This window comes from Nostoc sp., assembly GCF_036917755.1.
Classification (GTDB): domain Bacteria; phylum Cyanobacteriota; class Cyanobacteriia; order Cyanobacteriales; family Nostocaceae; genus Nostoc.
Map to the genome: position 1 here is coordinate 58,730 of NZ_JBALFC010000120.1, position 12,961 is coordinate 71,690.

The 12,961-nt window shown below is 44.1% G+C and carries 9 protein-coding genes and 3 pseudogenes; 2 read left to right on the forward strand and 10 right to left on the reverse strand.

The features are described from left to right. Nucleotides 1–85: 85 nt before the first annotated feature. From V7L05_RS26305 to fdhD, 3 genes and pseudogenes are all read right to left on the reverse strand, one after another. Nucleotides 86–1,825, reverse strand: a complete 1,740-nt coding sequence (locus tag V7L05_RS26305; RefSeq protein ID WP_335168511.1) for an RluA family pseudouridine synthase — start codon at nt 1,823–1,825, stop codon at nt 86–88. Between the two features lie 51 nt (nt 1,826–1,876). Then, nucleotides 1,877–2,732: pseudogene (locus V7L05_RS26310) on the reverse strand (Rpn family recombination-promoting nuclease/putative transposase). A 36-nt stretch (nt 2,733–2,768) separates the two neighbouring features. Next, nucleotides 2,769–3,608, reverse strand: coding sequence for a formate dehydrogenase accessory sulfurtransferase FdhD (fdhD, locus tag V7L05_RS26315; protein ID WP_442937883.1), 840 nt, complete (start codon nt 3,606–3,608; stop codon nt 2,769–2,771). A 134-nt stretch (nt 3,609–3,742) separates the two neighbouring features. Between fdhD and V7L05_RS26320 the strand changes: the two genes are divergently transcribed. After that, nucleotides 3,743–4,924 carry a serine hydrolase domain-containing protein gene (locus V7L05_RS26320; RefSeq protein WP_335168515.1) on the forward strand — a complete coding sequence of 394 codons (1,182 nt, stop codon included), beginning with the start codon at nt 3,743–3,745 and terminating at the stop codon, nt 4,922–4,924. A gap of 33 nt (nt 4,925–4,957) precedes the next feature. On the opposite strand, the gene V7L05_RS26325 is transcribed toward V7L05_RS26320, so the two are convergent. The 5 genes and pseudogenes from V7L05_RS26325 to V7L05_RS26345 all read right to left on the reverse strand — a co-directional run bounded on the left by V7L05_RS26325 (nt 4,958) and on the right by V7L05_RS26345 (nt 9,264). Next, nucleotides 4,958–5,716 (reverse strand): Uma2 family endonuclease, encoded by a 759-nt coding sequence (locus V7L05_RS26325; RefSeq protein WP_335168516.1) that lies wholly within the window; start codon nt 5,714–5,716, stop codon nt 4,958–4,960. Nucleotides 5,717–5,845: 129 nt separating this feature from the next. After that, nucleotides 5,846–6,142, reverse strand: a complete 297-nt coding sequence (locus V7L05_RS26330; RefSeq protein WP_335168517.1) for a helix-turn-helix domain-containing transcriptional regulator — start codon at nt 6,140–6,142, stop codon at nt 5,846–5,848. After that, nucleotides 6,135–6,263 (reverse strand): annotated as a pseudogene (locus V7L05_RS26335) (type II toxin-antitoxin system RelE/ParE family toxin); the annotation flags it as partial. The gene V7L05_RS26330 and the pseudogene V7L05_RS26335, both read right to left, overlap by 8 nt. Then, a complete protein-coding gene (locus tag V7L05_RS26340; protein WP_335168519.1) occupies nt 6,263–6,982 on the reverse strand; it encodes a Uma2 family endonuclease in 720 nt (239 codons plus the stop codon). The pseudogene V7L05_RS26335 and the gene V7L05_RS26340, both read right to left, overlap by 1 nt. 56 nt (nt 6,983–7,038) lie before the next feature. Further along, complete coding sequence (locus V7L05_RS26345; protein WP_335168520.1) at nt 7,039–9,264, reverse strand: FdhF/YdeP family oxidoreductase; 2,226 nt, start codon at nt 9,262–9,264, stop codon at nt 7,039–7,041. A gap of 129 nt (nt 9,265–9,393) precedes the next feature. Here V7L05_RS26345 and V7L05_RS26350 point away from each other — a divergent pair, with 129 nt between their 5' ends. Then, nucleotides 9,394–9,528: a hypothetical protein gene (locus V7L05_RS26350; RefSeq protein ID WP_335168522.1), complete on the forward strand. Its 135-nt coding sequence runs from the start codon at nt 9,394–9,396 to the stop codon at nt 9,526–9,528. A 214-nt stretch (nt 9,529–9,742) separates the two neighbouring features. On the opposite strand, the gene V7L05_RS26355 is transcribed toward V7L05_RS26350, so the two are convergent. Further along, nucleotides 9,743–11,788 carry an EAL domain-containing protein gene (locus tag V7L05_RS26355; protein ID WP_335168610.1) on the reverse strand — a complete coding sequence of 682 codons (2,046 nt, stop codon included), beginning with the start codon at nt 11,786–11,788 and terminating at the stop codon, nt 9,743–9,745. 8 nt (nt 11,789–11,796) lie between these two features. Continuing rightward, a pseudogene (locus V7L05_RS26360) lies at nt 11,797–12,804 on the reverse strand (PAS domain-containing protein); the annotation flags it as partial. Nucleotides 12,805–12,961: the final 157 nt, after the last annotated feature.

The window sequence follows — 12,961 nt, forward strand, 5'->3', positions numbered from 1 at the left end:
TCATCTTTTTTCTACAGAAGAATTTCACGATTTTATATTAAAATAAAAGCAACAATATTCATAAGAGTTATTAAAATACTTGATGTCAAAAGGGCGTAATTGCTTGTAAATGCAGGGTTTTTTCTAACTGCGGATGCTCGAAGCGAAGTTCTCTGGCGTGCAGATGTAACCGACTGGTAACTGCACAGCATCCATAAAGGCGATCGCCTAAAATAGTTACCCCAAGTCCTCGCGCATCAGCCGCATGAACTCTCAACTGATGAGTGCGTCCTGTTAACGGCGTAAATTCTACGCGGGTGTAGTCTCCTTCTCTCGCCATTACCTGGAAGTGTGTCAAGCTAGGTTTACCCTGCTGCCAATCAACTTTTTGCTCAGGGCGATTTTCGGGATCTCCCCATAATGGCAGGTCAATCACACCTTGCTCAACTGTCACAGCACCGGAAAGTATGGCTTCATAAACCTTGTGAATCTGGCGTTGCTGAAACTGCTGGCTGAGTTGCCGATGGGTTTGGCGATCGCGTGCCAACAACAGAATACCAGATGTTTCCTGATCTAAACGATGCACAGATGTAAGCGCCATGCCATCAGCTAACAGATGACGTAAACGACTCAAAACACTATCTTGGCGATCGCGATAACGACCAGGTACCGAAAGTAGCCCAGCAGGTTTGTTTACAACAATCAGCCATTCGTCTTCATAAAGAATGGGGATCTCTCCTTTGATAGTGGAGAAAGCTGGGGAGTCAAACACATTGGATCTACGCAAATGTGTTAATCTATTTAGCAAGAGTGGGGCTGTTGTATGAAAATCCCTATTAGGGATTGAAATAGGTCTTAACCCTGATAGCAAAAATCCCATCAATGGCTGACATCGCTCGGCACATGCTCCATAAAATTCTCCCTGGATTTTATCCTGATTTACCAAAGACGCACCCCACCAAAATTCCGCCATTGCCAATGGTTTGAGATTATGTGTTGCCGCATAATGTAGTAGCTTTGGGGCACAACAGTCTCCTGTACCAGTGGGCGAACCTCCTGGCATCAATTCTTGTAATGATTGCGATCGCCCGGAAAAATTAGTCAGGCTGTAACTAGCGTGCATCTGAGCTTGTAATTGACGCGACAGTGCTTTACGCTGTTGTTTCAGTTCGCTAATTCGCGCATCCGTCGCTGTAATTAACTGTTGAAGGGGCTGTAATACTGCATTTTGCTGGCGTTTAAGTTGCCGTCGTTCAATTCCCTGCTGACGACTCTCTTCGTCGAGTTGTCCAAGGGCAATCGTGAGTGCTTCTGAAGTGAGTGTATTGCAGATTTGCTGACGTTTTTCCTGTCGTCGATGTTTGCAAAGGCGATGGCGATCGCTCATTGCTTGCAATTGTTGCTCAAACTCATCAACCAGGGTTTGGTACTGCTGACGTTCGGTGAGTTGCTTCAAGGTAAGGAGTTCTTGCTTAATCGCGTCCAACTGTGCCAAAGTGCGGGCTTCCTCTAAAGCAACCTCGTCTCGTCCTGAAATTGGCGGCACCCAGCCCTCAACCAGACTGCAACCATTCAAAAGACCGGAGAAGGCTTTGAGTACCCTTTGTTCGCCATTAGGCAGTTCAACCAATAGTATTCCATACATCTTGCCTTCACGAGAATAACAGTCATTATTGACAAGATATTTCATTAGTCCGTGAGCGATCGCTTCCGACATTGAGGTGCGGGGTAATTTCAGGCGTTCGCCACTTTCGAGACAACACCCTTCGTACCAATAACTACAAGATGAGTCGCTGATCTCAAAATCGCAGTCAATGAAATCTGAAAGTGGGTGCAGAACTACCATACAAAGTATGATTGCAAATCTAAGACTAAAGCTTGGTTTGGGGCTATTTAATCATCGCGCTTCTAGCCAAGCCTGTAAATCAGCGATACTGGTAAAATCTAACAGTGCCTCGCTCAAATCTTCGAGAACAGGTAGAGCTAGACTGGAAATGTGCGATCGCATTTCAAGAGAAACTTCTCCAAATCGCTTAGTTAGCAGTCGAATTACTAGATTAGCGGCCTCTTGCTGTCGTCCCTCTTCTCGTCCTTCTTCCTTAATTTCCCTGTAAACTCGGGTTTCTTTGAGTGTAATTCCTAACATCTCTTCTATCTCCATTCGGCTTAATTGTTCAAAGTTCAAACTTGTACACCATTATTATTGTCAATATTTCTATTATGGCGATACTTGATGGCGATCGCACTTCTTGACGGGTTCTTGTTAACAAATACCTTGCTTCTTCCGGCGCTTGTTCTTCTTCCACCGTAGTTAACACCATCAGCGCCACCCATAGAGGTAATTGACGAATATCCCCCAATTCATTCAAATACACCCGATGCACTTGGTTTCCGTTAAGTAGCGTTCGATGAGGATGAATGTCGCCTTGCTCAATACTGCGTGACGGGTAAATAATCACTGCTTGCCAATCGCTAAATCTGGCACGGTTGCGGTAAAAATATAACGATGATTCCGCAAATACTCTTTCATACAACCTTTCGTCCTTCTGGAATTGCACCTCACAGAAATATACAGTACCCGGACTTTCATTCTCAGGTGGTAAAAACACGCCATCAATTTCAAATTTGGGTTCTTTGATAGCAACCGAATCAAATCTATAGGCATCAGCATTTGTCGGGGGATTTGTCAATAGTTGAAAGAGCAAAGTGGGGGATTGTTGAAACAGTTTGTAAAATATTGAATCTCGTCGCATGAAATAACTTTACTGGTTTTTTTGCACAATGTGTTCCTAAGCAGCGTTTATTCTTTGTAAACCAGTGTAAATATTGAACCGTTCCCCGCGCAGGAATCCAATTAAGGTAATTCCGAATTCCTTGGCGACAGACACCGCCAAACTACTGGGAGCAGAAACAGAACAAACAATAGGAACTCCAGCAGTTGTAGACTTTTGCAAAATCTCAAAACTAGAGCGTCCACTAACCAAGACAATACAATTATTTAAAGGCAACTCGTCACTGAGCAAAGCTGTACCAATCAATTTATCCAAAGCATTGTGTCGCCCAACATCCTCCCACAGGTTTAACAATTGTCCTTGAGCATCGAAGGTAGCCGCAGCGTGTAAACCCCCTGTAGCAGTAAAGATACCTTGAGCAGCCCGGAGCTTATCAGGTAGGCTGTAGATGATCTCAGGTGTTACCCTTGGGCCAGAAGGAATCACTGGACATCCCCGCAGACGCAAAGCCTCAAGGCTAGCTTTACCACACACCCCACAGGCGCTACTAGTGTAAAAATGACGCTCCAAAGGCTGTAAGTCTGGAATCAACCCATCCCGCAATTCTACATTTACGATGTTGTGGCGCTGTTCACCATCTACTAATTTATCTACGCAGTAGCTGATACGTCGGATATCTTCTCTGCGGCTAACGATTCCTTCACTGTAGAGGAAACCAGCAGCTAGTTCAAAATCTGCCCCTGGTGTCCGCATTGTGACAGCTACCGTCTTCTGGAGAGGGACAAGGCGAATTTCTAAAGGTTCTTCAGTGGTGAGTTGGTCTAAACGAGGCCGTACTTGACTATTTTCCACTACCCAAACAGTGGCTTTGGTCTTGCTTTTAGTTACCATTTTCATTTTTATGAGAGTTGGTGAATTTAAATTTTGATACTAATCTGGGAACAAAGTAATGCTATTTGTATATCAGATGTCAGGTTCATCCTCACCAACTACTTTGTGCAGTTGAGCTAGATTTCTGTTTAGGAAGTAAAATGAACCTAAAATTTTTGGCTTTCAGTAAAATTTTATTTGCAATAGTCTTTGTGATTTCCCTTGGTTTTGCAGGATACCTAGTGGGTGATAACATTAGTCAGAGAGTAATTGAAAAATCTCTTGCTAAACAAGTCATATCTACCTCCACCATCGGAAAAAGTTCTCAACTACAGAGACTTTTAAATGAGATAGTTGTAGAACAAAAAATCCCTGGTGCAGTCATGTATATTTCTACACCTAAAGGCTCTTGGCTGGGAGCATCTGGTGTGAATGACTTGTCAACTAAAACCCGGATGAAACCCACGGATGGCTTTTCTATTGCCAGTATGAGTAAAACTTTTATGGCGGTGGTTGTGCTGAAATTAGTCCAGCAAGGGAAGATAGAATTAGATCAGGCGATCGCAACCTATCTACCAAGAGACATCAGTCCTCATATTATCAACAGCGACAAAATTACAGTTCGTCAACTGCTCAACCATACCAGTGGTGTTGCTGAATACCTAGACACAAAAAAGTTTATTCAAGCTACTGCGAAAAGAAGTCGCTCACAGCCTTGGACAGCCAGAGAAGCTATTCAGTATATGTACGGAGAGCAACCACAGGCAAATCCCGGAGAGAAATTTATTTATACTGATTGCAACTACATTCTTTTGGAACTGATTGTTGAAAATATCACTAGGGGAACTCTCGCACAAGCTATCCGCAGTCAGATTTTAAAACCATTAGGATTAAAACATACCTTCACGGAATTGCGCGAACCGGCAATTGGAGAAGTCGCTACAGGTTATGGCGATCGCCATAAGCATGGTAAGCTGGATAGCTACGCAAAAGTCAATGATGGCAATGGTTTAGGAGATGGTGGATTAGTTTCAACAGCAGAGGATTTAGCCAAGTTCGCTAAAGCATTATTTGTCAAAAAAACCTTACTTTCCTCGAAGATGATGAAAGAAATGTTGAAATTTAAAGATAATGGCGAAGGCTATAGCTATGGGTTAGGTGTAGAACGGTTTTCATCTCCTTTAGCAAAAGCAATTGGGCATACTGGTACAGCCTATGGCTTCGTAACATTGCTTGCATATCTCCCCAATCAAAATACCACCATAATAGTGCTGCTAAACAATCAGGATGTTGATATTAAATCAGTAGCTAGGACAGGTCTAGAGGTTGTCGAGAATAAATGATCCTAATTTGTAATTATGCTTGTAGGGCTGACATTATAATGATAAATTTTCTGGGTCAATGTTCAGTTCTCGCAATTTGGCTGCTAGGCGTTCAGCGCGTTGTCGTTCTTGTTCAGCGCGTTGTCGTTCTTGTTCAGCGCGTTGTTTTTCTTGTTCAGCGCGTTGTTTTTCTTGTTCAGCGCGTTGTCGTTCTTGTTCAGCGACTTCTTCAGGCGTGGGAATTAGATTTCCTTCCGCACTGAAATAGCGTAATTTATGTTCATAAACACCCAAGTACAAATTTAACTGCTGACTCCACAGCCATCTTTGAGAATTAGGTTCTATCGGTTCATAAGTACCGCCAATCAAGGTAAAGCCAGCAAATTCTGAATTATTGGGATCGAACCAAAAATATTCTGGTGTGCGAAAGATATCTTGAAAAATTTGTTTTTTCAAACCTTTGTCAGTTGCGGCTGTAGAATTCGAGAGAAGTTCTACAATTATGTTGGGATATTTCCCGTCTTCTTCCCAAACAACCCAACTTTTACGAATTTTGCGTTCACATCCTAGCACGACAAAAAAATCTGGACCCCGGAATTCTTCTGACCTCTTCTGGCGTTGACTGTAGTAAATTGTTAGATTACCCGCAGCGTAAAAGTCATTGCGGTTTCGCCACCACAATTCCAAAGATTGTAATAGCAGAATTATTTGGCGTAGATGTAGTTCACTTTCCAAAGGTGGTTCGTCACTATATAAATCCCCTAGAGGAAATATTACATCATTTGGGTATTCAAAATCTTTGGTGGCGGACATGGCTGCAAGTTTTGGGGTGATATGGGTGATATAAACTTACCGTAGCAGTAGTTTGAGTTTTAACATCTAGGTTTGTTTTTCCAGACGCAGGATCGCATTGAGACTTACGGAGTGTAGCATTTAAGGCTTTCAGCTTAACTTAACTGTTACTACCAAATGCAACCCTAATGCATCCAGCAAAGCATTCAGGCAATAAAATTCTATTTCTTCTTTCTCGGATAATATCTGTTCGAGTTTGTCATAAACTTGCTTAACTTGTACAGAAAATTGATCAATTCCACCTTTTGCCTTAATCACATTTTTCAGCGCCTTACTCAACATTTTCGGGTCGCCTTCTTCTAAGACAACTTCGATATAAGCTGCTGCTTCTAATGGGTCTTTGAGGTCTTCAATCAGTTTTTCGTGATAGCTTGCACTTTTAGGCATTATCTCTACTCCTATAATCTTCCCAATATTCTTTTGCTTTATCAATATCTTTTTCTTGAGTACTTTTATCACCACCGCACAAAAGAATAATAATTGCTGACCCTTCTTGCCCAAAGTAAACTAAATCGTATCTGGGTCAATACCCAATTCTCGCAATTTTGCTGCTAGGCGTTCAGCTTTTTGTGTTTCTTGTTCAGCGCGTTGTCTTTCTTGTTCGGCGTGTTCCGCTTCCCACTGTGCAATTTCTTCTGGCGTAGGCATTACCTGTCCTTCTGCATTGAAATAGCGTAATTGATTTTCATGAACGCCCAAGTACAAACTTAGCTGCTGACTCCACAACAATCCTTGTGGGTTGGGTTCTATAGGTTGATAGGTACCACCCAACAAAATAAACCCAGCAAATTCTAGATTCTTGGGGTCAAACCAGAAATATTCAGGAGTGCGAAAGATATCTTGGTAAATTTGTTTTTTTAAGCCCTTGTCAATCGCTGCGGTTGACTTTGAAAGCAGTTCTATAATCAAATTCGGATATTTACCGTCTTCTTCCCAAACAACCCAGCTATCGCGGGGTTTGCGTTCAGTATCCAACACGACAAAGAAATCTGGTCCCCGAAAGTCTTCGGATTTACGCTGGCGTGGACTGTAATGAATGCTAAGATTCCCCGCAGCAAAGTAGTCATTAAAGCGATTGAGGTCTTGCCACCACCAATCAAGGCATTTTATCAATAGCAGCATTTGCTGCAAATGTAGGTATGTTTCTAATGGTGGCTCGTTACTTTCTAAATTCCCTGGTGGAAATATAACATCTTCTGAGGTTTCAAAATCTTTGGCGACAGACATGGCTGCAAGTTTTGGAGTAATATTAAGTCGAGCGTAGGAGTGGGAAAGCGTTAATATTAGGTTTGCTTTTCTAAGCGTACTACTGCATTATAATCAGGAACTCCTTCAAGCGATCGCTTACTTTTATCTAATAGCACATTCCCTTCTGGCCAATGTACTTGCAAGTTTCCTGACTGAATTGGCGCAATATAGACTTGACATAACAACTCGCCTAAATCATTCTTAAGAATGACGCGATCGCTATCTTTTAAACCCAACTCTACTGCATCAGCAGCATTTATTAGCACCGCCTCTCGCACCGCCCCTGTAATTGCATCCTTGCGCTCCTGCACCATACTATTAAATTGTTTGCCTCGGCGCGTTGCTAATAAGAAATAACCTTCTGGTAATTCTCTTTGGGGTGGCAATAATACCCCAAAATGTGCCTTTCCATCTGCTGTCGGGAAATTCCAACCAAAGCACAAATGTGACCCGCCATATTGAAATTGATCACCAGCCTGCTGTAAGTGTTGAATACCTGCATATTGGGGGACAACTTGAGCAATTTCTTGACGGATAGCAGCTGTGTCAGCAAAAGCCAGCTTATCTGCTAAATCTGGTTTTACCCGCCTTGCTAATTCTAAAAATACTTCCCACTCTGGACGCGTTTCTCCAATGCGCGGCCCCGGAATTTCTGGACTGAAAATTACCCGGCGTTCGGTATTAGTTTCTGTGACTCCCCCTGGTATTTCGTAGCGAGTCGTCGCAGGTAAAAGCACCACAGTATCAGCAGGTTCGACTAACATTTGGCTGGAGAGAACAATATCCATATGTACCCGCAACGGTATTTGCTTCAGTGCAGCTTGCACATAATCCGGTTCTGGCAGCACTTCTAGAAAATTCCCGCCCACAGAGAACAACACATCTAACTGTCCCTGATGTGCGGCGTTAATCATTTCTGAAGCAATTAAACCTTTACTTGCTGGCACTTCAAAGTCCCAATGCTGACTCAATTGGGCAGCATTTTCTGGGGTGATAGGTTTACCGCCAGGAAATACTGTTGCGTAACATCCCATCTCTGCACCACCCTGCACCCCAGAGTGGCCGCGAATTGGCATTAAACCGCAGCCTTCCCGACCGACAAAACCTTTGGTAAGAGCTAAGTTGATGATACTTCGCACGTTATCTTCACCGCATTCATGCTGAGTAATGCCCATACTCCAAACAAATACAGCTTTATTCGCTTCTTTAACCATTTTGGCAAAGCCGGACATTGACTCGCGGGATGTACCAGAAAGCCGCTCTAATTCTTCCCAAGATTGGCTTTCTAACGATGCTTTGAGTTCAGCAAAGCCAACTGTATGTAAATCTATAAATGACTGGTCTACCCAATTGTTAGCAATTATATGTTTAATTGTGCCATTCAAAAATGCTATATCCCCGCCCATGTTGATTAAGAAGAAGTCTTCGGCAAACTTTGTACCGAAAACGGCACTTTCCACAATTGAAGGCACCCAGTAGCGCTCCATTCCTGGCTCACGGTAAGTATTAATAACTACAATCTTAGTGCCAGCTTTCTTGGCGTAATGGAGATACTTAACGGTAACAGGCTGATTATTGGCAACATTGGAGCCAATGAAGACTAATAAATCAGTTCCAATCCAGTCTTTATAAGAACAGGTAGTAGCCCCTGCACCGATAGCAGCTTTCAGTCCCGCCGTGCTGGGAGAATGGCAGATGCGGGCAGCGTTATCAATATTATTGCTTCCCATTGCCCGCACAGCTTTTTGGGTAGCATAATAAGTTTCGTTGACAGTACCGCGACTGGTAACATAGAAACTGAGGCGGTCTGGTGTAGTAGCGTGGATGCGATCGCTAATTACCCCTAAAGCTTCATCCCAGCTAACACGGCGAAAGCCTTTTTCCTCTCGTTGACGAATCATCGGGTAAGGAAGCCGTCCCAAGTCGCGTAATTGGGCGCTTTTTTGCTTTTGCAACTGCGAAACATCTTCCAATAGCAACGGGTCAAAAGCTGGCATAGTATTCATCCGCAACAGCCGCAACCGGACATTGCAGAGATGGATGCCATCTAAAGTCCAATCTTTCATCCCAGTTGTTCCGAGAGCGCAACCATCGCAAACACCTTTATCGAGAATATTCCACGCGTAGGGTAGTTTGTCACGAGACAGCCAGATTGCCCGAAAGACTTCCCAGTAGTTGTTCGGGTACTGTTCGCCAATCCCGAAAGGCTTCCAACTTGCCCAATGCTGGGGTGTCCAGTGCTTTTTGGGTTTAGGTAACATGATTCAGTGTATGTGAGTTGCTGGATTCTTCCAGGCTACCGTTTTGAGTAGCATTTGAGTAGCAGACAGTTAAAAATTCAGACAGAAGAGATAAAAAACTCCACCCACAAGGGGATGGAGTTTTTGGGCATGGGGAATGGGGCATGGGGCATAGGGAAGAAGTTACCAATGCCCAATGCCCCAAGCGGCGGGGCGGCTATCCCTCTCCACCCACTCAAGGGAATTGAGTTTCCCGCCGCTTTCAATGAAAACTGGGAAGATTAATTTATGTCTACTGAATGTGTCTTTACAACGTTCCACACGGCTTTCAGATCAAAATGACTGCTGACCAATGTATAACCAATGTGCTTTTATAGTATTCCACATGGCTCTCACATCAAAATCGCTGCTGATATACAATGAGCGCAAGCAGTTAACAGGTCGTCTGCTTGTCTTGTGTAACATTCTGAAAGCACCCAGCTACGGGAACAGGCTATATCTACCCCAATGGGCGAGGTACTGCGATGCCATATCCCTGTGCATAATCAATTCCTAGTGCTGTAATCCGCTCTAAAATTGCGTCATTCTCCACAAACTCAGCAATCGTCTGAATACCCATAACGCTGGCAATGTGCGTGATTGCTGTCACGATCGCATTATCCACAGGATTCTCGACAATGTTACGAATAAAGCTCCCGTCAATTTTGAGGTAATCCACAGGCAGAGACTTGAGATAGGCAAACGACGACATCCCCACCCCAAAATCGTCCAACGCAAAGCTACAGCCCATCCGTTGAAGTGACTCAATGAACTTTCTGGCTTTGATCAGGTTGGCGATCGCCACAGTCTCAGTAATCTCAAAGCAAATGCGCTGGGGTGAGATGGGGTGTAGGATAAACTGCTCATGCAGGAAGTCAATGAACTGATCATCGTTGATGCTAGAGCCAGAAAGGTTAATTGCATAGATACTTTGTTCATCGTCAACGAACGTTGACCAATTGCTAAACAGAGTCCGAATCACCCACCGATCAATCAGGTGCATCAAGTTGTACTGTTCTGCTGCGGGAATAAATGCCATCGGCAGCACTAAATTTCCCTGCTCATCCCGGAGCCGCAGCAGCACTTCATAATGGTCGCCGTTTTGAGCCGCCGGGGTGATGGCGGCAATGGGTTGAGCATAGAGACAAAACCAATCATTTTCCAAGGCTTGAGAAATGCGGCTGACCCACTGCATCTCTCCACGCCGTTGCAGTTGCTCCTGGTCGTGAGTCTGAGCAACGTACACGCGATTGCGCCCCCGGTTCTTCGAGGTATAGCAAGCTGCGTCAGCTGTGCTGATAATCTCTGTAAGGCTCTCGCTATTCGTGTCGATACCGACTAAGCCGATACTTACTCCAATTGAGAATATCTGCTCTTGCCAAACAAACCGGAACTTTTGAACACACGAAAGCAGATCATTGGCAACTCGTAAAGCTTGCTCTATCGTACACTCAGTGAGCAATACACCAAATTCATCGCCGCCTAACCGTGCTAGTGTGTCAGTTTTCCGAATCTTCTCCTGCAATAGGGCAGTAATTTGACGCAGTAATTCGTCTCCAGCTAGATGACCGCAGGTATCATTTACAATTTTGAAGTGATCGAGATCCAAATAGCACAATGCATGAACTTGGTAGTCTAAAGAAGCAAGGCGCAATGCTTCTTCAACCCGCCGCTCAAACTCCTGGCGATTCACCAATCGAGTTAAAGCATCATGGGTTGCCTGCCAGGATAGCTGAGACGAAAGCTTGCGGTTCTGAGTCACGTCGTGAAACACCATAACCGCGCCAATTATTTGTCCCTCACGATTGCGAATGGGTGCGGCTGAATCTTCAATCGCAATCTCTTGATCATTCTGATTAATTAAGATCGTATGGTTTGCTAAACCCACAATTCGATTTGACTGTAACGCTTGCTCAATTGGGTTCTGAACTGGCTCCCGTGTAGTTTCATCCACAATTCTCAAGACTTCTAATAACGGCAACCCTTGTGCAGATGCTTCACTACATCCGATCAGAGATTCTGCAACCGGATTGAGGTATTGAATCCTGCCAAACGCATCTGTGGTAATAACTGCATCTCCGATCGATTGCAACGTCACCTGAGCTAATTCTTTTTCTTGAAAAAGTGTTTCTTCGATTTGCTTGAGGGCTGTGATATCGCGTCCCACCGTTTGAAATTCTATAAAGCATCCTTCCTCGTCAAACAGCATCCGGTTATGCCACTGAGTCCAACGCACCCCCGAAGCCAGAAGCACACGATTCTCAATGATGACAACAGGATTATCAGCACTCATTGAAGCTATTAATTGAGCAACTCGCTCCCGATCTGCCTCAAAGATAGTGGGTTGATAGTGGCTGCCGATCAGTTTCTCTGGCGATCGCCCAAAATAAAGTGCATAAGCTTGGTTGACAAAGGTGAGTGTACCGTCTGGTAAATATCGGGCAATGAATTCAGTCTGATCTTCGACAATCGCACGGTAGCGAATCTCGCTTTGTTTGAGAGCAATTTCTGCTACAGTTGCAGATTTTCTTGATAGTCCGGCTCTCCTTGTCTGGGATCTCGATTAAAGAGGGCAAAAAGCTGCTTTGACCAGGTAATTTTGCCATTTGCAAGTTCAAACTCCCAATTACCGAGACGAGCAACTTGCTGAGATTCTTCTAATAAGGCTTCACTGTTGCGTAGTGTTTCTTCAACACGTTTGAGGTCGGTGACATCCACCACCAGCCCATCCCAAAGCACGCGATCATCCTGCAACTGGCGTGGGCTGGAACGAAAATGGAACCATTTTAGCCGAGCGCTAGGCGTTTGGATTCGCAGTTGTATATCAAACACCGAGAGATTCCGCAGGGATTCATTGACTGCTGCCAACAGGAGTGGTACATCCTCTGGGATGAACTGGCGATAGAGCAAACTTGAATCTGTCAGTGCATCTTCTGCCCTGACTTCCATCAGTTTTTCAATCCCCGCGCTGATATAAGCAAAGCGATCGCTGCCATCCAATTCGCGGATTAGCTTATAAATTGCCCCATTGGGAAGATTATCGCCAATTCGCCGCAACATCGCTTCACGCTCTTGTAGTGCGAGTTCTGCTTGTTTGCGATTGCTGATTTCCCGCTCCAGTTCTCGGTTGGCTGCCTCCAGTTGTGCAGAGCTGGGGAGAGCAAGTGCCTTTGGTATCAACTCTATGAACACAATACCTGTGTACACTGATATTAAAGCCGTGATGGCTTTGATGCAACCACTTAGCCAATAGGTAGGATACCATAGCGTCCAAATCTCCATTAGGTGGGTGGTACCACAACTAATAATAAATGTAGCGAATAGCAGAAATATCCAGTTGAATGGCAAATCCTGACGCTTGCGGACAAAATAAATTAAGGTGACGGGAATTGAATAATAAGCAAGTGCAATTAAACTATCGGATAAAATATGCAGCCCCACTAAGTCTGATTTCCAAAGATAGCAATGACCGTGGGGTATAAACTGTTTATAAGCAAGAAGGATTTTCCAAAATTCCAGCATCAAGAGTAAACGAGAGATAGAGTAACTAATTATACTTAATACTTAAATAATTTTGCTCCATTATTAACTAAACCAAAAAGTTTTTTCTGAAGGGCGGTAGCTACGCAGACCGCAGGGATCACCAACAAATAGCTACGTAAAATTAAGTTATATTAAC

What these genes read in the sequence shown, in the direction of transcription:
- V7L05_RS26325 (WP_335168516.1), bottom strand. Translation starts at nt 5,716, where the DNA reads ATGTCCGCCACCAAAGATTTTGAATACCCAAATGATGTAATATTTCCT.
- V7L05_RS26330 (WP_335168517.1), bottom strand. Translation starts at nt 6,142, where the DNA reads ATGCCTAAAAGTGCAAGCTATCACGAAAAACTGATTGAAGACCTCAAA.
- V7L05_RS26305 (WP_335168511.1), bottom strand. Translation starts at nt 1,825, where the DNA reads ATGGTAGTTCTGCACCCACTTTCAGATTTCATTGACTGCGATTTTGAG.
- V7L05_RS26320 (WP_335168515.1), top strand. Translation starts at nt 3,743, where the DNA reads ATGAACCTAAAATTTTTGGCTTTCAGTAAAATTTTATTTGCAATAGTC.
- V7L05_RS26350 (WP_335168522.1), top strand. Translation starts at nt 9,394, where the DNA reads ATGGGGAATGGGGCATGGGGCATAGGGAAGAAGTTACCAATGCCCAAT.
- fdhD (WP_442937883.1), bottom strand. Translation starts at nt 3,608, where the DNA reads ATGAAAATGGTAACTAAAAGCAAGACCAAAGCCACTGTTTGGGTAGTG.
- V7L05_RS26340 (WP_335168519.1), bottom strand. Translation starts at nt 6,982, where the DNA reads ATGTCTGTCGCCAAAGATTTTGAAACCTCAGAAGATGTTATATTTCCA.
- V7L05_RS26345 (WP_335168520.1), bottom strand. Translation starts at nt 9,264, where the DNA reads ATGTTACCTAAACCCAAAAAGCACTGGACACCCCAGCATTGGGCAAGT.